Source organism: Sphingomonas sp. IW22, assembly GCF_041321155.1.
Taxonomy (GTDB): Bacteria; Pseudomonadota; Alphaproteobacteria; order Sphingomonadales; family Sphingomonadaceae; genus Sphingomonas.
In genome coordinates, this window is the sequence record NZ_JBGGWB010000002.1 from 72,161 (window position 1) to 91,350 (window position 19,190).

The 19,190-nt window shown below is 67.2% G+C and carries 21 protein-coding genes and 1 tRNA gene; 10 read left to right on the forward strand and 12 right to left on the reverse strand.

Annotation, left to right across the window (positions count from 1 at the left end; genetic code table 11):
• The first annotated feature begins 62 nt into the window (after positions 1 to 62).
• A tRNA-Leu gene (locus ACAX61_RS11850) sits at positions 63 to 149 on the forward strand.
• Between the two features lie 126 nt (positions 150 to 275).
• Positions 276 to 599, forward strand: a complete 324-nt coding sequence (locus tag ACAX61_RS11855) for a DUF2218 domain-containing protein (protein ID WP_370715047.1) — start codon at positions 276 to 278, stop codon at positions 597 to 599.
• 292 nt (positions 600 to 891) lie between these two features.
• On the opposite strand, the gene ACAX61_RS11860 is transcribed toward ACAX61_RS11855, so the two are convergent.
• Positions 892 to 2,046: a glycosyltransferase family 4 protein gene (locus ACAX61_RS11860; RefSeq protein WP_370715048.1), complete on the reverse strand. Its 1,155-nt coding sequence runs from the start codon at positions 2,044 to 2,046 to the stop codon at positions 892 to 894.
• 98 nt (positions 2,047 to 2,144) lie between these two features.
• Between ACAX61_RS11860 and ACAX61_RS11865 the strand changes: the two genes are divergently transcribed.
• Complete coding sequence (locus ACAX61_RS11865) at positions 2,145 to 2,363, forward strand: hypervirulence associated TUDOR domain-containing protein (RefSeq protein ID WP_370715049.1); 219 nt, start codon at positions 2,145 to 2,147, stop codon at positions 2,361 to 2,363.
• 4 nt (positions 2,364 to 2,367) lie between these two features.
• On the opposite strand, the gene ACAX61_RS11870 is transcribed toward ACAX61_RS11865, so the two are convergent.
• On the reverse strand, positions 2,368 to 2,727 hold the full coding sequence (locus tag ACAX61_RS11870; RefSeq protein ID WP_370715050.1) for an STAS/SEC14 domain-containing protein: 360 nt from the start codon (positions 2,725 to 2,727) through the stop codon (positions 2,368 to 2,370).
• Positions 2,728 to 2,835: 108 nt separating this feature from the next.
• Between ACAX61_RS11870 and radA the strand changes: the two genes are divergently transcribed.
• Positions 2,836 to 4,206: a DNA repair protein RadA gene (gene radA, locus ACAX61_RS11875; protein WP_370715051.1), complete on the forward strand. Its 1,371-nt coding sequence runs from the start codon at positions 2,836 to 2,838 to the stop codon at positions 4,204 to 4,206.
• Here radA and ACAX61_RS11880 read toward each other — a convergent pair whose 3' ends face one another.
• Genes ACAX61_RS11880 through ACAX61_RS11915 form a run of 8 tightly spaced genes read right to left on the reverse strand, consistent with a single transcriptional unit; the run spans position 4,207 to position 10,405 of the window.
• On the reverse strand, positions 4,207 to 4,944 hold the full coding sequence (locus tag ACAX61_RS11880; protein ID WP_370715052.1) for an extensin-like domain-containing protein: 738 nt from the start codon (positions 4,942 to 4,944) through the stop codon (positions 4,207 to 4,209). It lies immediately after the preceding gene.
• A complete protein-coding gene (locus ACAX61_RS11885) occupies positions 4,941 to 5,663 on the reverse strand; it encodes an NUDIX hydrolase (RefSeq protein WP_370715367.1) in 723 nt (240 codons plus the stop codon). The genes ACAX61_RS11880 and ACAX61_RS11885 overlap by 4 nt, the downstream gene beginning before the upstream one ends.
• Entirely contained in the window at positions 5,657 to 6,151 is a 495-nt protein-coding gene (locus ACAX61_RS11890; protein WP_370715053.1) for a DUF427 domain-containing protein, read from the reverse strand. Before ACAX61_RS11890 ends, ACAX61_RS11885 begins: the two co-directional genes overlap by 7 nt.
• The gene (locus tag ACAX61_RS11895; protein WP_370715054.1) at positions 6,148 to 6,492 is read right to left on the reverse strand and encodes a thiol-disulfide oxidoreductase DCC family protein; all 345 of its coding nucleotides are present in this window, start codon (positions 6,490 to 6,492) and stop codon (positions 6,148 to 6,150) included. Before ACAX61_RS11895 ends, ACAX61_RS11890 begins: the two co-directional genes overlap by 4 nt.
• Positions 6,493 to 6,549: 57 nt before the next feature.
• A complete protein-coding gene (locus ACAX61_RS11900) occupies positions 6,550 to 7,500 on the reverse strand; it encodes an acetyl-CoA carboxylase carboxyltransferase subunit alpha (protein WP_370715055.1) in 951 nt (316 codons plus the stop codon).
• Between the two features lie 13 nt (positions 7,501 to 7,513).
• Entirely contained in the window at positions 7,514 to 8,437 is a 924-nt protein-coding gene (locus tag ACAX61_RS11905) for a tyrosine-type recombinase/integrase (protein WP_370715056.1), read from the reverse strand.
• 7 nt (positions 8,438 to 8,444) lie between these two features.
• Positions 8,445 to 10,262, reverse strand: coding sequence for a hypothetical protein (locus ACAX61_RS11910; protein WP_370715057.1), 1,818 nt, complete (start codon positions 10,260 to 10,262; stop codon positions 8,445 to 8,447).
• A gap of 5 nt (positions 10,263 to 10,267) precedes the next feature.
• A complete protein-coding gene (locus tag ACAX61_RS11915) occupies positions 10,268 to 10,405 on the reverse strand; it encodes a hypothetical protein (RefSeq protein ID WP_370715058.1) in 138 nt (45 codons plus the stop codon).
• 80 nt (positions 10,406 to 10,485) lie between these two features.
• Between ACAX61_RS11915 and ACAX61_RS11920 the strand changes: the two genes are divergently transcribed.
• The 3 genes from ACAX61_RS11920 (at position 10,486) to ACAX61_RS11930 (ending at position 13,028) form a co-directional block, all read left to right on the forward strand.
• The gene (locus tag ACAX61_RS11920) at positions 10,486 to 11,028 is read left to right on the forward strand and encodes a shikimate kinase (RefSeq protein WP_370715059.1); all 543 of its coding nucleotides are present in this window, start codon (positions 10,486 to 10,488) and stop codon (positions 11,026 to 11,028) included.
• On the forward strand, positions 11,025 to 12,131 hold the full coding sequence (gene aroB / locus ACAX61_RS11925; RefSeq protein WP_370715060.1) for a 3-dehydroquinate synthase: 1,107 nt from the start codon (positions 11,025 to 11,027) through the stop codon (positions 12,129 to 12,131). The genes ACAX61_RS11920 and aroB overlap by 4 nt, the downstream gene beginning before the upstream one ends.
• 87 nt (positions 12,132 to 12,218) lie before the next feature.
• Positions 12,219 to 13,028 carry an MJ0042-type zinc finger domain-containing protein gene (locus ACAX61_RS11930; protein WP_370715061.1) on the forward strand — a complete coding sequence of 270 codons (810 nt, stop codon included), beginning with the start codon at positions 12,219 to 12,221 and terminating at the stop codon, positions 13,026 to 13,028.
• A gap of 13 nt (positions 13,029 to 13,041) precedes the next feature.
• Here ACAX61_RS11930 and uxuA read toward each other — a convergent pair whose 3' ends face one another.
• Positions 13,042 to 14,208: a mannonate dehydratase gene (gene uxuA / locus ACAX61_RS11935; protein ID WP_370715368.1), complete on the reverse strand. Its 1,167-nt coding sequence runs from the start codon at positions 14,206 to 14,208 to the stop codon at positions 13,042 to 13,044.
• Between the two features lie 206 nt (positions 14,209 to 14,414).
• Between uxuA and ACAX61_RS11940 the strand changes: the two genes are divergently transcribed.
• Genes ACAX61_RS11940 through ACAX61_RS11950 form a run of 3 tightly spaced genes read left to right on the forward strand, consistent with a single transcriptional unit; the run spans position 14,415 to position 18,759 of the window.
• Positions 14,415 to 15,533, forward strand: coding sequence for an endo-1,4-beta-xylanase (locus tag ACAX61_RS11940; protein WP_370715062.1), 1,119 nt, complete (start codon positions 14,415 to 14,417; stop codon positions 15,531 to 15,533).
• Positions 15,534 to 15,562: 29 nt separating this feature from the next.
• A complete protein-coding gene (locus ACAX61_RS11945; RefSeq protein ID WP_370715063.1) occupies positions 15,563 to 17,212 on the forward strand; it encodes a glycoside hydrolase family 43 protein in 1,650 nt (549 codons plus the stop codon).
• A complete protein-coding gene (locus ACAX61_RS11950) occupies positions 17,200 to 18,759 on the forward strand; it encodes a glycoside hydrolase family 43 protein (RefSeq protein ID WP_370715064.1) in 1,560 nt (519 codons plus the stop codon). Before ACAX61_RS11945 ends, ACAX61_RS11950 begins: the two co-directional genes overlap by 13 nt.
• Before the next feature lie 4 nt (positions 18,760 to 18,763).
• Here the strand turns inward: ACAX61_RS11950 and ACAX61_RS11955 are convergent, their stop codons facing one another.
• The gene (locus ACAX61_RS11955) at positions 18,764 to 19,183 is read right to left on the reverse strand and encodes a DUF1810 domain-containing protein (RefSeq protein ID WP_370715065.1); all 420 of its coding nucleotides are present in this window, start codon (positions 19,181 to 19,183) and stop codon (positions 18,764 to 18,766) included.
• Between the last annotated feature and the right edge of the window lie 7 nt (positions 19,184 to 19,190).

Genomic DNA, 19,190 nt, shown 5'->3' on the forward strand with positions numbered 1-19,190 from the left:
CATTGGACGCTGCTAGGGGCACCGGCCTACCGACCGCCGGTCACCCGGCGGGATTGACACGTGCGGTCGTGGCGGAACTGGTAGACGCGCAACGTTGAGGTCGTTGTGGGCGAAAGCCCGTGGAAGTTCGAGTCTTCTCGACCGCACCATCACTCTCCCCATTCAAGATAAAGTGGCGCCGCCGCACCAGCGTGGACGTGCGCGCCCCCTCGACGTCGGGCCATGCGATGCCGATATCGCGTCTGCGGTATCTCCCCCATCAGAAAGGATCCGGTTTGACCGTCAGCAGCATCGCCCGCGTGCCGACCGAGCATGGATCGCGCTATCTTCAGCAGCTGTGCAAGCATTGGAGCCACAATCTGGCGGTCGAGTTCAGCGACGACCGCGGCGTGATCACCTTTCCACGCGATGCGCGTGGGGCGGACTGGCCGGGTGATGCAGTCGCGACGTTCGATGCGTCCGCCGACATGCTGGAAATTCGGATCGACGCGAGCGCCGGGGGGCAGTTAGAAGCGCTGAAGGGGGCGGTCGAGCGGCATGTCGACCGATTTGCCTTCCGCGAGGCGCCGCTCCGCTATGATTGGCAGGACAGCCGCTGATTCGGGGGCGGCGGCGATGCTCGCCTCCAGCCGCTCGGCCGTTTGGCGCAGCTGATCCGCCAGCCCGTCGCGATCGTGCAGCGCAGCGGCCTGTCGTTGGACGATGGCGCATAGTTCATCGACCATGCGCTTCAGATATGCCGGATCTTCGGACGCGGTCAGATGATCCGCCGCGCGTCCCTGCGCGACTGGACCCGACCTTGCCGGAACCGGATGTTGCGAGTGTCCCTCCCACATGCGGGCAAAGACGCCCTGCGCGAACCGGAGTTCCGCAAGTCCCCAACCCGGTGCGTCAGCCGTCGCGGCGTCTGCACAGCATGTCGTGATAGGCGTCCAGCACGGCCTGGTTGGCGGTATCCCAGACATAGCGGCGGGCCGCGCGGTGCCCCGCTTCGCCCGCCTGGCGGCGCAGCGCCGGATCGTCGATCAGGCGCTGGATCGCGTCGGCATAGGCGCCGACATCGGTGGGTGGCACCAGGAAGCCGGTGACGCCCGGTTCGACCAGATCGATCGCCCCGGTCGCGCGCGCGGCGACAACGGGCACGCCCGCCGCCATCGCCTCTGTCGTCACATTGCCAAAGGTTTCGGTGACGCTGGGCATGAAGAACACGTCCATGCCCGCCACCGCGCGGCCCAGATCGTCGCCCGACTGAAAGCCGGTAAAGACCGCGTCGGGCACCCGTTCGGCGAACCAGCTGCGCGCCGGGCCTTCACCGATGACCAACACCTTGTGCCGGACGCCGCGCCGCTTCAGCTCGGCAATGACCTCGGCAAAGATGCCCAGTCCCTTTTCCAGAACCAGCCGGCCCAGAAAGCCCACTGCCACTTCATCGTCGGCGATACCCAGCGACCTTCGCCACGCCAGGTCGCGGCGCGCAGGATTGAAGCGGTCATGGTCGATCCCGCGCGACCAGATGCCGATCGGCGTCGTCACGCCCCATTCGTGCAACAGGCTCGCCATGCCGGGGCTGGGCACCATCACCCGGTCCGCCCGGTTATAGAATCGCGCCGACAGCCGCGTCGCCAGCGGCTCCAGAAAGCCGAGGCCGTAATAGCGGGGATAGGTTTCGAACCGCGTGTGCAACGATGCCAGCGTGGGAATGCCACGCGCGCGCGCCCAGCTTAAAATGCGGTGCCCGCTCCAGTCGGGGGCGGCGATATGGACGATATCGGGGCGATAGGTTTCCAGATCAGCGCGAACGGATGCCGGCAATCCCTTGCCCAGCCGATATTCGCCGCGCCCGCCCGGCAGCGCAAAGGCCGGCACGTCGACCAGATCGCCCGTCGCCGGAAAGGCCGGTTCCTCGACCGTCGGGGAATAGGCGCGCGTGGTGACGCCCGCATCCAGAAGATAGGCGACAAGACGGTTGAGCGCCTGATTGGCGCCGTCGCGAACATAGTTGTAGTTGCCGCTGTAAAGGGCGATCCGAAGCGCGTCTGGCTGCATGGCGCGGGGACTTAGACCGGATACGGCCCTTTGGCCATGGGAACGAAGACCCGACATGCCGGTTCGCTTTTCCGACCAGAAGTTATCGGAGCAGCCATATGTCCAACGCCTTTCGTAAGGGTCAGACAGTCAAGTGGGAGTGGGGGCAGGGTACCGCCAAGGGCAAGGTAGCCGACAAATTCACCCGCCGCGTACAGCGCACCATCAAAGGATCCAAGATCGTCAAGAACGGGACCGAGGATAATCCCGCCTATCTGATCGAACAGGAGGATGGCGACGAAGTGCTGAAGCGCGGCAGCGAACTGAAGGCGGGGTGATCCGCTATTCGACGCCGTGCAACACCCAGTTCAGCGCTGCCCCGCGACTGGGCAGGACGCGAAGATAGGGTTGAGGCATTTCCCGCAGGATCTGCAACCGGTGCAGCGCGCTTTGGGTGACGACGGCGATGCGACTGGCCTTGGGGAAATCGGCGAACTGCGCCCGGAAATGCGCGAGATTATGCTGGGGCTGGATGTTGCTGCCCGACATGTCGATCAACAGGCGGTATCCCTGACGAAAGCCATGCCGATGGAAATCGGCCCAGATGGCTTTTCCATATTCGACCACGGTGCCTTGTGCGAACAGGCCCGACCAGCTGATATCCAGCAGATTGCGCGCCTTGTCGAAATGATAACGGTACATCGGATTCCTGCCTCTGGCCCGTTCTGACGAGGCAATGGTTGATTGACGGTTAAACAGCCGTGTCCGGCAGATATTCCCTTTTCGTTCCGGCGCGCTTAGATCGGGGGCATGGCAAAACCCCGCAAACGCTATGTCTGTCAGGCCTGTGGATCGGTCACCGCGCAATGGGCGGGGCAATGCGGCGATTGCGGCGACTGGAACACGCTGGTCGAGGAAGCGTCGGCGGCGGCAACGCCGTTTCAGCAGAAGCATAATCTGCAATCGGGCGGGCGCCCGATCCTGTTGTCGGGCCTGAACACCGACATCGCCCTTCCCGAACGCATGGCAACGAGCATCGCGGAACTGGACCGCGCATTGGGCGGCGGCTTTGTCGAAGGGTCGGCGACACTGATCGGCGGCGATCCTGGCATCGGCAAATCGACCCTGTTGTTGCAGGCGACGGCCAAGCTGGCGCTGGCGGGCAAGCGGGTCGCCTATGTCTCTGGCGAAGAAGCGGCGGATCAAGTGCGGTTGCGCGCGCGGCGACTGGGTCTGGGGCAGGCGCCGGTGCAACTGGCGGCGGCAACATCGGTGCGCGACATCCTGACCACGTTCGGCACGGCGACACCGCCCGACCTGCTGGTGATCGATTCGATCCAGACGATGCATTCCGACCTGATCGAAGGGGCGCCCGGCACCGTCAGCCAGGTGCGCGCCAGCGCGGGCGAGCTGATCCGCTTTGCCAAGGAACGCGGCACCGCCGTCGTGCTGGTGGGCCATGTGACCAAGGACGGCAGCCTGGCCGGGCCGCGCGTCATGGAGCATATGGTCGACACCGTGCTGGCGTTCGAGGGCGAGCGCAGTCACCAGTATCGCATCCTGCGCGCGATCAAGAATCGCTTTGGCGGCACCGACGAAATCGGCGTTTTCTCGATGGAGACGCAGGGGCTGTCGGAAATCGCCAATCCGTCCAGCCTGTTCCTGACCTCGCGGGACGAGGGGGTGACGGGCACCGTCGTCTTTCCCGCGCTGGAGGGGACACGTCCCGTGCTGGTGGAGGTGCAGGCGCTGACGGTGCGGCTGGCCAGCGGGGCGACGCCGCGCCGCGCGGTCGTCGGCTGGGATTCGGGGCGGCTGGCGATGATCCTGGCGGTGCTGGAGGCACGCTGCGGTCTGAGTTTTTCCACGGCTGAGGTCTATCTGAACATTGCGGGCGGATACCGCGTGTCCGACCCCGCCGCCGACATGGCGGTCGCGGCGGCTTTGGTGTCGGCGATGAGCGAGCGGCCCGTGCCGATCGATGCCATCGCATTCGGCGAAGTCGCGCTGTCGGGGGAGGTGCGGCCCGTCGCCCACGCCAATCTGCGGCTGAAGGAAGCGGGCAAGCTGGGCTTTGCCCGCGCGCTGTTGCCAAGCGCGCAGGGGATCGAGGATGCGGGGCTGAAGCTCCAGTCGTTCAAGACGCTGGGCGCATTCGTCGACCATCTGCTCGGCCGCTAATTACCGGCAGGCGCGCCACCCGCTTTCGCCCCGCTCGGCCTGATCGAGGTGGAAGTGGTCGGCATGGGCGGCGTTGTAGTCGGGCGACAGCACGGTCGAAAACAGGTCGCACGCGCCGTCGCGCACTTCGCGCAGGAACGCGGCGGTGGCGGGGTCGTCGCCCTCCTTCCAGTCGTTCAGGACCGAAATGCGCGTGCCGTCGCTCAGGCGGAAACCGGCAATGTCCACCGCGTCGGCCGTGGCATGTTCGGAATAATCGCCGCTTTCGCGCCCATAAAGGCGCCGGCAATTATAGCTGCCCAGATGGTCGATCCGCGTCACCCGCTCTCCGAAATGGCGCAGTGCGGCGGGCTGGACGACATTCCATTCCCACATCGCCAGTCCTGCGGCGACAGGACAGGATACGCCCAGCCCGCCGGGGGTGAAGTCGATGGTCCGCGCACCGTCATCGGCAAAGCGCACCGCGTCACGATAGCCGCAGCTTGGCCCCGCATCGACCGCCGCCAGCACCGTGTGGCGCACCCCTGCCGCGTTCAGCAGCGCGCGGCATTTGTCGAAATCCTGGGTCAGCGCGGCCAGCTTGCGCCCGGTGAACAGGCCGACGGGGCGGGCAAGGTCCAGTTCGGTCCACGGCATGTCCTGTGGCCGGCTGCGAACCCAGGCATAAAGGGCGAATGCGCCTGCCAGCACCAGCGCGGCGATCACCAGTGCAGTAACGATGCGACGCAATTCGCTCATCCGCGCTGCGCCTGTGCCATCGGTTCGGCGGTGACCGGATAGCCAAGGTCGGTGGGGATGCACAGATGCGCTGCGCCGCCACGATCTTCCACCCAAGGGGTGATCGTCCGCACGGGACGCGCGGCGGCATCGGCCATCGCGTCGGCCACGGTGTCATGCCGCGCCAGCCGTTCCAGATTGCGGCGCGTGGGGAAGATGATGCGCGCCTCGCCCGCCAGCACATCGGCGGGCCGTGCCCAGAAGGCGCGGACATTTTCGCCATGATCGGCGCTGGCCTTTGCCCCTTCGGGTGCCGCGGCAAGGTAGAAGCGCGTGTCGAAAATGCGGTGCGACAGGCCCAGCGGCAACCAGCGGGCAAAGGGCACCAGCGCATCGAGGACGAAAGCGTCGGGCGGCAACAAGGTGTCGGCAGGTTCCCCCGCCAGCAGCGCGTCCCGATGCACGGCAAGCAACGGATCAATGCCGACGGCGATTCCCGCTTCCTCGATCGTTTCCCGAATCGCGGCGATACGGGCGACCAGATCGTCGCGTTCGCCGGACAGGCGGTTGGCCAGCGCATGGTCGGCAGGATCGATCCGCCCGCCGGGAAAGACGAGCGCCCCAGCGGCAAAGGCCAGCGTCGTCGCGCGCTCGACCATCAGCACTTCCGGCCCGGCGGTGGTGTCGCGCAAGACGATCAGCGAGGCGGCGGGGATAGGGGCGGGCGCATCCGTCACCAGAAGCGGCTTCCCGGCCCGCCCTTGAACGGTCCGGCCAGATCACTCGTCACCCACCCGCCGTAAAAGCCGCCGGGCTGGGGCTGTGCGCGCTCCCCATCGACAAGGCAGGTGTCGAACAGATGCGGGTAGAAGGCGACATAGCCGCGCAGGCAGGCAAAGGCGGGCGTGGGATCGGGATAGGCCCATGCCGCCTCGACAATCGCCTCTCCCCCGACATGCACGTCGAAATAGCGGGCCTGCCCCTTCCATTCGCACAGGCTGCGGTGCGGCGTGGGGTGCAGCATGTCCATCGCCACATCGGCGGGCGGGAAATAATAGCTGGGCGGGTGGCTGGTCTCCAGTGTGCGGACACCACGGCGCGTGTCGGCAATCGTGATCCCGCGATGGCGCACCACCAGATGCCGCGTCGTCGCTTCCGCAAAGGCGGGGCGGGGATAGGCCCAGACGCTTTCCTGTCCGGGACCGACGGGATCTGGATCGGGCCTCATGCCAGCCACCGCTGCAATCGCGGGCGCACGCGCAGGAAGCGGTCGTACAGCGCGTCGAGCAGCCGCAGCACCCCCGGCAACCGCGCGGCATGGCCAAGCGGGCTGAGCAGCGGAATTGCCCGCCACATCGCGGCGAACGCCGCCGCGCCGTGCAACAGCCGATCCCCCTCGACCGCGTGAAACCGCGCCAGCGCCGCGCGCCGGTCGATCGGGCACGATGTGGCAGGGTCGGTCAGGTCGCGAAAGGCGATGCGCCCGCGCCGGTCCAGCCGCCGCATCAGCGCGATTTCGCGCCGGCACAGCGGGCATCCACCGTCGAACAGAACCGTCACCCTTGCCATCCCCTGATAGGTGGCGCGGGCACCCGGCCCATGCAAGCACCGCCCAAGGGCCGTGGTTCAGCCAGCGCGGCCCATCGCCAGGAACTTTGCGCGGCGACCCTTGCGAAGCGCGTCGGGCGACTGGGTTTCCAGTTCCGCCAGCGACGCCTCGATCGCGTCGCCCAGCGCCTGAATCGCGGCGGCGGGATCGCGATGCGCGCCGCCCAGCGGTTCGTGGACCACGCGGTCGATCACGCCCAGCGCCATCAGGTCCTGCGCCGTCACCTTCATCGCCTCGGCCGCATCGGCGGCCTTGTCGGCGGTGCGCCACAGGATCGACGCGCACCCCTCTGGCGAGATCACCGAATAGACGGCGTGTTCCATCATCAGCACGGTGTTGCCCGATGCCAGCGCCACCGCGCCGCCCGAACCGCCTTCGCCCAGGATCGACGCGACCAGCGGCACGCGCAGGTTGAGGCACGCTTCGGTCGCGCGGGCAATCGCCTCTGCCTGACCGCGTTCCTCCGCCTGTACGCCGGGAAACGCGCCGGAGGTATCGACCAGCGTGACCACGGGCAGGCCGAACCGGTCGGCCAGCTGCATCAGGCGGATCGCCTTGCGATAGCCCTCCGGCTTGCCCATGCCGAAATTGTGGCGCAGGCGGCTGGCGGTATCGTCGCCCTTTTCATGGCCGATCACCATGACGCGGCGGCCCCGGAAGCGGCCCAGCCCACCGATGATCGCGGCATCGTCGGCAAAGGCGCGGTCGCCGCCCAGCGGCATGAAGTCTTCGATCAGCGCGGCGACATAATGCTTGAAATGCGGCCGTTCGGGGTGGCGGGCGACCTGCGTCTTCTGCCACGGCGTCAGGCGCGAATAGGTTTCGCGCAGCAGACGGTCCGATTTGGCCTGAATGCGCGCAACTTCTGCGTCGATATCCACCTCGCCCTCGGCGGCGGTGTCGCGCAGTTCGTCGATCCGGCCCTGAAGCTCGGCGATCGGTTTTTCGAAATCCAGAAAACTTGCCATGCGACCCGCGCGGTTAGGCGTCGGGCGCGGAGACGTCAACGCCCCGCCCGGCCAACAGCTCGCCAAGCGGGTGGCGGGCATTGACCATTTCGACCAGCCGGGCGCTGTCGACATGGGTATAGATTTCGGTGGTGGAGATGTCGGCATGACCCAACATCGCCTGAAGCGCGCGCAGATCCGCGCCCCCTTCCAGCAGATGCGTGGCAAAGGCGTGGCGCAGGACATGCGGGCTGACCCGGTCGGGCGGAATCCCAGCGATACCCGCCAATGCCTTGATCAGCTGATACAGGCGGATGCGCGACAGGTGCGTGCGGCCCGACGGGAACAGCCAGAGCGAATCGGGCGGCACCTGGCCGCGCCACGCCGCGATCGCGGCGCGCGCGCGGTCCGAAATCGGCACCATCCGTTCCCGCTCCCCCTTGCCCTTCAGGATCAGGAACGGGCGGTCAGGATGCACCGCGCCGCGCGGCAGCGACACCAGCTCGGTCGCGCGCAGGCCGGAGCCGTAAAGGAGCTCGACCAGTGCCGACAGGCGCAGGTCCAGCGGATCGGGCGGCACGCGGGCGATGCGGTCCTCGATCGCGGCGAACAGCCGGTCGATGTCGGTCGCCGACAGGATCTTGGGCAGGGGGCGACGGGTGCCGGGGCGGGGCAGCGCGTCGGATGGGTCATCGCCGCGCAGCCCCTCATCCGCCAGAAAGCCGAAAAAGCGGCGCAGCGATGCGGCCTTTCGCGCGACCGTGGCGGCGGACAGCGCGTCCCAACCATCGGCCAGCCGCGCCAGCGCCGCCGCATCCGCCGCGACCAGCCCGCCCGCCAGCGCATCTGACGCCAGCCGCAGGTCGGTGCCATAAGCGGACAGCGTATTGCGCGCCGCGCCGCGTTCGGCGGCCATCATTTCAAGGAAACGGTCGATGAGCGCGATGTCGTCGCTCATGTCAGTGTCACGAACGCGCGACCGCCTCTGCCGCGATCATTCGCGCTTCGCCCTCAAGCCCGACCGCGTTCAGCGCGGCGACGATGTGGAACACCGCTTGCGGCGCGACGGCGGACCATTCGGGGGTCTGCATCCCCACTGCCGCCAGCAGGACGACGGTTGCCGCCTCGCCACGTTCGGCGGCCCCGCGAATCGCGCGGACCCAGGCATTGTCGGCACCGATCGGCACGCCGAAAGACTGTGCCAGCGAAGGAATGTCGTCCGCCTCGACCCGGCCCAGCCCGGCAATACCCGCCAGGAACATCGCCGCGCGCCGTTCGTCGGCGGTGGCGCTGTAATCATTGACCGCATCGGACCCCAGCGGACGGCGCGCATCGGGATCGACCAGCGCGATCAATGCCCAGGCGTGCGAACCGGGTTCGACATAGCGCGCCCAGCGCATCGCGGGGCGGTCCAGCCCGGCGGTCAGCATGGACGCGATCAGATCGGTCGCGGCTTCGGCCTGTTCGGCGGAGGGGCGCACACCCGCCGCCGCGCGCGCGGCCAGCACCTGTCGCGCGAAACGCTGACGCGGATCGGCGGCGTCGCTCCACAGCTGGTTCAGCAGCGTCACCCGTTCGGCCATGTCGGCCGAGGAATAGGCCGAGCGCAGATCACGGGCGATGCTGGCGTCGGTGGCGCTGCGGTCGTCGGCGTCCTCGATCTGGCTCCACAGATCGACCATGGCGAGGTTCGACAACACGCCCTGGCTGGCGGCCCAGTCGGCGGCGCGCAACCGGGCGACCGGGGCGATGGCGGGCGCCAGCGCGACCCAGCCGCGCACCTGCGGCCCGGCTTCGGCCATCAGCTCGTCCGGCACGGCCACGCCAGTCGCGGTGGCAAGGCCCCAGCGCCAGGCGGACAGACGGTCGACACCGTCCCATTCGATCGTCACCGCGCGTCGCCCCTGCGCGCCGGTGCCCAGCACCTTTTCGGCGAGCAGCAGGTCGATCCCGGTCGCCGCGCGCCGCCGCCGCGCCGAATCGATCAGCTCACCCGCGCGTGTCGGCTCACCCGACAGGCCCGCGCACATCGCCTCGACCAGCCGCCAGCCGGTTTCGCGGCTGCGTTCCATGGCAAAGGGTTGCAGCGGGCACAGCATTGCCGGGTCGGCATTGGCCATCGCGACCTGCATCGCGACCTGTTCCAGCTTGGGCGTGAAATTTTCGGTGTCGACGCCGTTCACGACATCGCGCGCGGCCGTGGCTTCGCCCATGCGCAGCAGCAGCCAGGCGCGTTCGGCGGCGAAATCGGCGCCGTTCACCCCGCGCGGCGTGTCCAGCCGCGATACCAGCATCCGCCGCAGCGTAATCGACAGCCACCGCGACGCGACGGGCGCATCCAGTCGTCGCATCAGCCCCTGAAGAAAGCGACCATCCGCCGTGCCGAAGGCGTTGGGGGACAAGCCGCCATCGGCCAGCCCGATCGCACCGACGCGCGCGGTGGAGCGGCGGGCATAATCGGGCAGGTCATATTCCAGCAGGTCCGCCGCGCTCATCGGCGTGGCGGTGGGGCTGGGGGTCGGGCTGGGCGTGGGCGCCGCGACGGGCGCGGTCGGCAGCGGCTGGACGATTTCGCCCGGTCGCTGGACGGGAGCAGGCGCGCCGGGCTGGACGGGCGCCGGTCGCGGGCGCGGTTCGGCAGGGCGCGGCGCGGGGGCGGGGTCGCCGAACCCTTCGGGCAGCAGCGATTCGGGCGCGTCGCGATCCTGCGACTGCGCCGCCAGCGCCACGCCGCCCACTGCGAGCGCGATCGCGCCGAGCGAGGCGGCCCAGCCAAAGCGCATCGGCGTCAGTTCGCCAGATTCTCTAGCGCGACGGGCTTTTCGACCGTCACCGGCGGCTTTTCGGTTGCTTGTCCCGACAAATAGAACAGGCCGCCGACGACGGCGACGATAACGATCAGCAGGATGACGAACGAACGGGACACGATGCAGGCATTCCTTTTCGGGGAAAGCGGTCGACGGGCTTTTGCCCGACGCCATGGGGCGCTGTATAGCCCCCGCGCAAATGCTGCAAACCCATGAAACCCAACCGGCCCGTGCAATCCGTCGACCGATCGTCCTGGTCGGCCTGATGGGCGTGGGCAAATCGACCGTCGGGCGCCGTCTGGCCGCGCGCCTCGCCCTGCCGTTCGTCGATGCCGATCATGAAATCGAATCGGCGGCGGGCATGACCGTCGCCGACATCTTCGAACGATTTGGCGAATCCTATTTCCGCGATGGTGAGCGCCGGGTGATCGCCCGGCTGATCGACGGCCGGCCAAAGGTGATCGCGACGGGCGGCGGCGCGTTCATCAACGACGAAACCCGCGCGCTGATCCTGGAACAGGCGATGGCGGTGTGGCTGGATGCCGAACCGCGCGTGCTGGCCGAACGGGTCCGTCGGCGCGACACCCGCCCGCTGCTGCGCGGGCGCGACCCGTTGCAGGTGCTGACCGAACTGGCGGCGGTGCGAAACCCCTATTACGCCCTCGCGCCCGTGCATGTGACCAGCTACGACGCGCCGCACGAAGTGACGGTGAACGCCATATTGGAGGCGATCGGCAAATGACGACGGTGCGCGTGGCGCTAGGGGAGCGCGGTTACGACATCCTGATCCAGGCGGGGCTGCTGGCCCGTGCGGGCGAAGTGCTGGCGCCCGTGGCGCGCGGGCGGCCGATGGCGATCGTCACCGACGCGAATCTGCGGCCCCAGCTGGCCCAGCTTCAGGCGACGCTCAGCGCGGCGGGGATCGTCAGCGAAGCCATTGTCGTGGCGCCGGGCGAAGGTTCGAAAAGCTGGGAGACGCTGGCACGGGTGGTCGACCGGCTGCTGGAACTGGGTGTCGAGCGGTCGGACCATATCATCGCGCTGGGCGGCGGCGTGATCGGCGATCTGGCGGGCTTTGCCGCCGCGATTGTCAAGCGCGGCTGCCATTTCGTGCAGGTGCCGACCAGCCTGCTGGCGCAGGTCGACTCGTCGGTTGGGGGCAAGACCGCGATCACCACGCCCGCGGGCAAGAATCTGGTCGGCGCGTTTCATCAGCCGTCGATGGTGCTGATCGACCCACAGGTGCTGGACACGCTGCCGCCGCGCGAATTGCGCGCGGGCTATGCCGAGGTGGTGAAATACGGCCTGATCGACGATGCGGGCTTTTTCGCGTGGTGCGAGGCGCATGGCGCTGCGCTGCTGGCGGGCGACGGGGAAGCGCGCGAAGTGGCCATCGCTCATTCGGTCGCGGCCAAGGCCCGCATCGTGGCCGAGGATGAGCGCGAGATCAGCGGGCGGCGCGCGCTGTTGAACCTGGGCCATACCTTCGGCCACGCGCTGGAGGCGGAAACGGGCTTTTCCGACCGGCTGCTGCATGGTGAGGCGGTGGCGGCGGGCATGGCGCTGGCCTTTGGCTTTTCGGCGGCGCAGGGCATTTGCGATCCCGCCGATGCCGCGCGCGTCGTCGCCCATCTGAAGGCAGTGGGCCTGCCCCATGACCTGGCCAGCGCCGGGGTCGATGCCAGCGGTGCGCGGCTGGTCGACCATATGCGCCACGACAAGAAGATGGAGGCGGGGACGCTGCCCTTCCTGCTCGCGCGGGGGATTGGCGAAACCTATCTCGACCGCAATGTCGATCTGGCGGCGGTGGCGGCGTTTCTGGACCGCGAACGCGCCGGGGCGTAAGCCGAAGCGCTTGCCAGTACCGCCCGCATCATGTTTAGATTCAATCCGGCCACTCCGGTCGGACTCCGGTTTTGAAGTCGCCGCCAAATGATACTCGAATGCACCCAGTGCCGCACACGCTACCTCGTTTCCGACAACGCGGTCGGGGAAGAAGGGCGGACGGTGCGTTGCGCCAATTGCAAGCACAGCTGGTTCCAGCCACCGCAGGTAATGGCGCTGGCGACGCCCCACGCGCCGGAAGCGGAGGAGGCGCCACAGGCGCAGGCCGCCCCGGTGGTTGAGGTTGCGGCGCCTGAACCCGCCGTGCCTGCTCCCGCTCCCGAACCGGCGCCTGCCCCGGCCCCCGTTGCAGCGGCTTCCGCACCGGCAAAACCTGCCGAGGACGGGGAGGCGCGCGTTTATCATTTCGTCGATTCGGGCGTCGACAAACCGCGTTTCGAAGCGTTCGCTCAAAAGTCGCCATCCAAGCCCGCGCGCCGGTCGAACCAGCGCTGGACGATGGCGGCGGTGGTCGCGGGCGTATCGATGCTGTTGGGAACGGGGGCGATCCTGTATACCGGGGCGCCGGGCATCGCCGCGCAACTGGGCCTGCCGTTGCCGGGGGCAGAGACGCCGCTGCGCTTCACCGAACGCGCGATCGAGCGGCGTTACCTGTCCAGCGGCAACGAATTGTTCGTCGTGTCGGGCAAGGTCACCAATCCCAGCGGTGATACCCAGCCGGTGCCCGACATCCGTGCCGAGCTGCGCGATCCGCAGGGGCGCATCGTCTATAGCTGGACGATCACGCCCGAAATGCGACAGCTGGCACCCAATGCCAGTGTCGAGTTCAGCAGCGGCAAGCTGGACGTGCCCGTAAATTCCACGCAGCTCGACCTGAGCTTCGCCAGCGGCATCTGAGCCGGCGGGGGCGTCAGCCCCTGTCGCTCGCCCATTCGATCCCGCGTTCCAGCCCGCGCAGCTCCGCCAGCCCGCGCATCCGCCCCAATAGCGAATAACCCGGATTTGTCAGGCGATTGAGGTCGTCGAGCATCTGGTGCCCGTGATCGGGCCGCATCGGGATCCGCCGCCCCTCCCGCCGCGATAGGCGGTGGACGGCCCCGACGACGGCGGCCATTTCGGCGCTGCCCTCCAGATGCGCGGCCTCGTGAAACGCGCCGCCCGGTTCCCGCTCGACCGAGCGCAGATGCAGGAAGCCGATCCGGCTGCCCAGCCGATCGACCATGCCGGGCAGGTCATTGTCCGCGCGCACGCCCAGCGACCCCGTGCAGAAACACAGACCGTTCGACGCATTGGGCACTTCGGCGAACAGTTGCGCCAGATCGCTTTCGGTGCTGACCACGCGCGGCAGCCCGAAAATGGGGAAGGGCGGATCGTCGGGATGCACGACCAGCCGAATGCCCAGATCGTCCGCGAGCGGACAGACCGCGCGCAGAAAGCGGACATGATGTTCGCGCAGCCGCTCGGCACCGATACTCGCATAGGTGGACAGCGCGGCGCGGAACCCGGCGCTATCGAAACTTTCCTCACTGCCCGGCAGCCCGGCCAGAATGGTGCGCTCCAGCCGGTCGACCGCTTCCGGCGTCAGAGCCTTGAAGTAGCGGGTCGCGGCATCGACCAGTTCGGGATCGGTGGTGACGGCCGCGTCCGCTCGCTTCAGGATGTGCAGGTCATAGGCCGCGACCGCGACCGGATCGAACCGCAGTGCCAGCGCGCCGTCGGGCATGGCGTATTCCAGGTCGGTCCGCGTCCAGTCGAGCAGCGGCATGAAGTTATAGGTGACGACGCGGATGTCGTTCGCGGCCAGGTTGATCAGGCTGTCACGATAGGATCCAATCAGCGCGTCCCAGTCGTTGCTTGCGGTCTTGATCCCTTCATGCACCGGCAGGCTTTCGACCACGTCCCACTCAAGACCGGATGCGTGGATCATCTGCTTGCGATCGGCAATCGCTTCGCGCGACCAGACGGCCCCATTGGGGACTTCATGAAGGGCGGTCACGATGCCCGTCGCGCCCGTTTGGCGGATGTCGCGCAGCGTCACGGGATCGTTCGGCCCGAACCAACGCATCGTTTGAACCATCCGCACGTCAACAAACTCCCGATCAGGTCTTACATTGTGGTAAGGCCACTTTCACGCGCCGACGGCGCTGTCAAGAAAATGGATTTGTCTGACTCATTGTATCAGCTTCTCCGGTGCGGTAGCGCTATCATCAATACCGGCAAATACGGTGCGGGGAGAGAGAGATGCGCGGACCTGGGGCAAGATTGAGCGGAGACGCTTGGCCGATGACGCGGCGCGCGGCCCTTGGCGGGCTGGCGCTGGCGCTTCCTGCAGCGCGGCTGGCGGCGGCGCAGGATAGCGCGCCTTCGCTGAGCGCGCTTGCCGCGCAAAAGGGTATCCTGTTCGGCACCGCCGTGGGGGCCGGGCGGCCCGGCACGCTGACGGGCATGTTGTCCGACCCGCGCATGATGGCCATCGTCGGGCGCGAATGCGGCGTGATCGTCGCCGAGAACGAGATGAAGCAATATGTCATCGCCGCTCAGCCGGGAAAGCTGGCATTCGAGCGCGGTGACAGCATCGCCAACTGGGCGCGCGACCATGGCAAGAAGCTGCGCGGGCACACCTTGTTGTGGAATCACCCGAAATATACGCCGGCCTGGCTGACCGAGCGGTATCAGGGCGCCCCGCGCGAAGGGCTGGCGACATGGGTGCGCGACTATGTCGGCGGGGTGGCTGCCCATTATCGCGGGCGCGTGCATTCATGGGACGTGGTGAACGAGACGATCGATCCCGACACCGGTGAGCTTTGCGATTCGCTGTTCCAGCAAAAGCTGGGCTTCGACGCGATCCGCATCGCGTTCGAAGCGGCAAAGGAACAGGGGCCCGACGCGCAGCGCGTCTATAACGACTACATGTCCTGGGGCAGCGGCGGCGCAAAGCACCGCGCGGGCGTGCTGCGCCTGCTGGAACGGTTCCGCCGTGAACAGGTACCCGTCGACGCGCTGGGCCTGCAAAGCCATATCGGCGTCGGCGACGGCGACAACGCCACGCGGGAACGCGAATGGCGTGCTTTCGTCGATGCGGTGACCGACATGGGCTATCGCCTGCTGATCACCGAATTCGACGTGAACGATCGCGGCGCCCCGGCCGATCCGGCGCGGCGCGACGCCGAAGTGGCGGCGGTGGGCAAGGGCTATCTGGACATGATGCTGTCCTATCGCACGCTCGACCATCTGCTGTGCTGGGGTCTGGTCGACCGCTACAGCTGGCTACAGGGCTTTACCCCGCGCGAAGACAAGCTGCCGCAACGGCCGCTCCCTTATGACGCGCGATATCGGCCCAAGCCGCTGCGTCAGGCAATTGCCGACGCGCTGATCGCCGCGCCGTCGCGCGCTGCGGCATAAGAAAACTGATCGAGGAAGAGGAAACCGGGATGATCCGCACTTTGGGAACGGGCCTGTTGCTGGCCGCACTGGCCGCGGGCGCGGCGAATGCCGGCGAGCCGGCGCGTTTCAGCCGCTTCACCTATGAAGGGCGTTCGCAGGAAACGGCACAGGCCGGGCCGGGCGAATATCGCAACCCCATCCTGTCGGGCTATTATCCCGATCCGTCGGTGACGCGCGTGGGCGATGACTATTACCTCGTCCTGTCGTCCTTCACCCATCATCCGGGCCTGCCGATCTTTCGTTCGAAGAATCTGGTGAACTGGACGCAGATCGCCAACGCGATCGACCGGCCGGGACAACTGGACACCAGCGGCCTTGCGGTCTCGCGCGGCGTGTTCGCGCCCGACATCTCGTACCACAACGGTACCTTCTACATCGTCAACACCTGTGTCGACTGTAAGGGCAATTTCGTCATCACGGCCAAGGACCCCAGGGGGCCGTGGTCCGACCCGATCTGGCTGCCGTTCGAGGGGATCGACCCGTCCATCTATTGGGAGGGTGACAAGGCCTATATCGTCAACAACCGCGCTCCGAACGAAACCCCCCGTTACGAGGGGCACCGCGCGATCTGGATCCAGGAATATGACTGGCGCGCGGGCAAAATGGTGGGGGAAAGCACCCAGCTGGTGAATGGCGGTGTCGACATTTCCAAAAAGCCCGTGTGGATCGAAGGGCCGCATATCTTCAAGAAGGACGGCTGGTATTATCTGACCGCCGCCGAAGGGGGCACCAGCGTCAATCACTCACAGGTCGCGCTGCGGTCGAAAAGCCTGCGTGGGCCGTTCACGCCCTTTGCCGGCAATCCCATCCTGACGCAGCGCGATCTGGACCCGGCGCGCGCCAATCCGATCACGTCGGCGGGCCATGCCAAGCTGGTGCAGACCCAGAATGGCGACTGGTGGGCGACGTTCCTGGCGGTGCGCCCCTATGCCGAGGATTTCTATAACATCGGGCGCGAGACGTTCCTGCTGCCCGTGACGTGGAAGGATGGATGGCCGATCATCCTGCCCAAGGGCGAGAAGATCCCGTTCGTGGGCAAGGCGCCCAATCTGCCCGCGCAACCGCGCCCGACGCTGCCCACCAATGGCGATTTCGCCTATGTCGACGAATTCGACGGTGACACGCTGTCGATGCAGTGGATCGGCGTGCGGACGCCCAAGGCGCCCGTTTACAGCGTGGCGGGCGGCGATCTGGTCATCGCCGGTGGCGCGCCGATGGGCGATGTGAAGGGGGTGCCGGGCTTTGTCGGCCGCCGTCAGCAGCATCATGTGGCGACCATGGGCACGACGGTGCGCTTCACGCCCGAAAAGGATGGCGAGCGCGCGGGGCTGGCCGCGATGCAGAATGACGACAATAACCTGTTCTTCGGCGTGACGCGCGTCGGCGGCAAGCCGATGATCGCGCTCTACACCCGCATCAAGGGTGCGGAGCAGCTGGTGGCATCGGCTCCGCTGTCCGCGGCCGGACAGCCGGTGACGCTGAACATCCGCGCCGACGGCGGGACCATGGCGTTCGATTATGAAGTGGGCGGCACCCGCCGGACGCTGAAGGACGGCGTGGACGTCAAGTTCCTCAGCACGCATGAAGCGGGCGGCTTTGTGGGCACCGTCGTCGGTCCCTATGCGTGGACGCAGTAATGCGGCGGGTGCTGGTTTCGCTGGGCATCGGCGCAGCGCTGATGACCGGCGCCGCATCGGCACAGGTGTGGCAGTCGGATCAGGGTGACGGCACCTATGCCAACCCGCCGCTGAATGCCGATTATCCCGATCCCGACATCATCCGCGTGGGTCAGGATTTCTATTTCGTCAGCACGACATTCGCGAACGTGCCGGGGCTGACGATGCTGCATTCGCGCGATCTGGTGAACTGGGACATCATCGCGCATCTGGTCCCCCGGCTCGACGGGTTGGCGAAATATGACCTGAAGGAAGGGGGCGCGTACAAGCACGGCATCTATGCCCCCAGCCTGCGGTATCGCGACGGCACCTTTTACGTCGCGGTGACGCCGGTGGGGCTGAAAACGCGCATCTATCGCGCCAGGGATCCGCGAGGGCCCTGGACCTATGCCGAACTGGACCGGGAAGCGTTCGACCCGGCCTTGTTCTTCGACGATGACGGCAGCGCCTATCTGGCCACCTCGATCGGCAGTGACGGCACGGTCACGCTGAACACGCTGGACAAGGACCTGACGCGCATCACCGCCAGCCGCGTCATCTATTACAACAAGGGTGCGGAGGGGTCGAAGATCCTGAAGCGCAACGGTTGGTATTATCTGTTCAACGCCATTCCGGGGAAGCTGGCGCTGACGGTCAGCCGCGCGCGCAAGCTGGATGGCCCGTGGGAGACCAAGGCGCAGATCGACGACACGACCGGCGGTCATCAGGGTGCGATCGTCGACCTGCCCGACGGGCGCGATTACGGCTTCATCATGCTGGACGCGGGCGCGATCGGGCGGGTGACCAATATCAGCCCGGTGTTCTGGAAGGACGGCTGGCCCGTATGGGGCACGCCCGATGCCCCCGGCCGCGTGCCTGCGCGCGCGCCAAAGCCGATTCAGGGCCAGCCGATCATGCAGCCGCCGTCGTCGGACGATTTCAGCGGCAAGGTGCTGGGCCGTCAGTGGCAATGGAACCACAATCCCGTCGACGCCAAATGGTCGCTGACCGCGCGGCCCGGCTGGCTGCGGCTGAACGCGACGCAGGCGGATCAGCTCTGGTGGGCGCGCAACACGCTGGTGCAAAAGGCGCAGGCCCCGAAGAGCCGTGGCGAGGTCGTGGTCGACACGCGCGGGATCAAGCCGGGCGATGTCTGTGGCTTCGGAACCTTCGGCAAATATAATGGCCGGACCGACGTGATCGGCCAGCCGGATGGCAGCCGCGCGCTGTCGATGCGGCTGGTCGAATCCACCACCGACGGGCCCAGGACCGAGGTTCGCGTCGCCGCCCGCCCGGTAAAGGCCACGCGCCTGTGGCTGCGCGCCGATCTGGACTTCACCACCGACAAGGCGGTGCTGTCGTTCAGTGAGGATGGCCGCCGATTTACCCCGCTGGGTGGCGAAGTGCCGCTGATGTTCGACTGGCGCACCGGCACGTTCCAGGGGCAGCAATTCGCGCTGTCCTGCTACAATCCGGGCGCGAGTGGCGGTTACCTCGACGTGGACAGCTTCACCCTGTCCAAACCGTGACGCCTTAGCCGATCCGGTCCAGCGTGGCCGGATCGGGACCGTCAAAAAACCGCGTCAGTGCCGCGTCCGCGCTTTCCTCACCCGCTGCCGCGAACAGGGTCAGGGATGAGCGCAGCTTCATCGCATCGACATCGCCCATGATCGCCGCCGCCGACCGACCAGCGTGTGTCATCAGCGCGGCGACGCCTTCGCGGTATCGCGCACCCAGCAGCGGGTGCGCCAGATAGGCGCGCGCCTCTTCCAACGACGCGATGGCATAGGTGCGGGCCATGGCGCTGTGCCCCAGCCCGGCGATTTGTGGGAAGACGAACCACATCCAGTGGCTGCGCTTTTGCCCGGCGCGCAGCTCCGCCAGCGCGGCGGGCCAGGTGCCCGCCTGCGCCATGACGAAGCGATTGAGATTATGGGGATCGTCGGCTTGCATCCATTGC

What these genes read in the sequence shown, in the direction of transcription:
- ACAX61_RS11860 (WP_370715048.1), bottom strand. Translation starts at nt 2,046, where the DNA reads ATGCAGCCAGACGCGCTTCGGATCGCCCTTTACAGCGGCAACTACAAC.
- ACAX61_RS11865 (WP_370715049.1), top strand. Translation starts at nt 2,145, where the DNA reads ATGTCCAACGCCTTTCGTAAGGGTCAGACAGTCAAGTGGGAGTGGGGG.
- ACAX61_RS11870 (WP_370715050.1), bottom strand. Translation starts at nt 2,727, where the DNA reads ATGTACCGTTATCATTTCGACAAGGCGCGCAATCTGCTGGATATCAGC.
- radA (WP_370715051.1), top strand. Translation starts at nt 2,836, where the DNA reads ATGGCAAAACCCCGCAAACGCTATGTCTGTCAGGCCTGTGGATCGGTC.
- ACAX61_RS11880 (WP_370715052.1), bottom strand. Translation starts at nt 4,944, where the DNA reads ATGAGCGAATTGCGTCGCATCGTTACTGCACTGGTGATCGCCGCGCTG.
- ACAX61_RS11890 (WP_370715053.1), bottom strand. Translation starts at nt 6,151, where the DNA reads ATGAGGCCCGATCCAGATCCCGTCGGTCCCGGACAGGAAAGCGTCTGG.
- ACAX61_RS11895 (WP_370715054.1), bottom strand. Translation starts at nt 6,492, where the DNA reads ATGGCAAGGGTGACGGTTCTGTTCGACGGTGGATGCCCGCTGTGCCGG.
- ACAX61_RS11900 (WP_370715055.1), bottom strand. Translation starts at nt 7,500, where the DNA reads ATGGCAAGTTTTCTGGATTTCGAAAAACCGATCGCCGAGCTTCAGGGC.
- ACAX61_RS11905 (WP_370715056.1), bottom strand. Translation starts at nt 8,437, where the DNA reads ATGAGCGACGACATCGCGCTCATCGACCGTTTCCTTGAAATGATGGCC.
- ACAX61_RS11910 (WP_370715057.1), bottom strand. Translation starts at nt 10,262, where the DNA reads ATGCGCTTTGGCTGGGCCGCCTCGCTCGGCGCGATCGCGCTCGCAGTG.
- ACAX61_RS11920 (WP_370715059.1), top strand. Translation starts at nt 10,486, where the DNA reads ATGCTGCAAACCCATGAAACCCAACCGGCCCGTGCAATCCGTCGACCG.
- aroB (WP_370715060.1), top strand. Translation starts at nt 11,025, where the DNA reads ATGACGACGGTGCGCGTGGCGCTAGGGGAGCGCGGTTACGACATCCTG.
- ACAX61_RS11930 (WP_370715061.1), top strand. Translation starts at nt 12,219, where the DNA reads ATGATACTCGAATGCACCCAGTGCCGCACACGCTACCTCGTTTCCGAC.
- uxuA (WP_370715368.1), bottom strand. Translation starts at nt 14,208, where the DNA reads ATGGTTCAAACGATGCGTTGGTTCGGGCCGAACGATCCCGTGACGCTG.
- ACAX61_RS11940 (WP_370715062.1), top strand. Translation starts at nt 14,415, where the DNA reads ATGACGCGGCGCGCGGCCCTTGGCGGGCTGGCGCTGGCGCTTCCTGCA.
- ACAX61_RS11945 (WP_370715063.1), top strand. Translation starts at nt 15,563, where the DNA reads ATGATCCGCACTTTGGGAACGGGCCTGTTGCTGGCCGCACTGGCCGCG.
- ACAX61_RS11955 (WP_370715065.1), bottom strand. Translation starts at nt 19,183, where the DNA reads ATGCAAGCCGACGATCCCCATAATCTCAATCGCTTCGTCATGGCGCAG.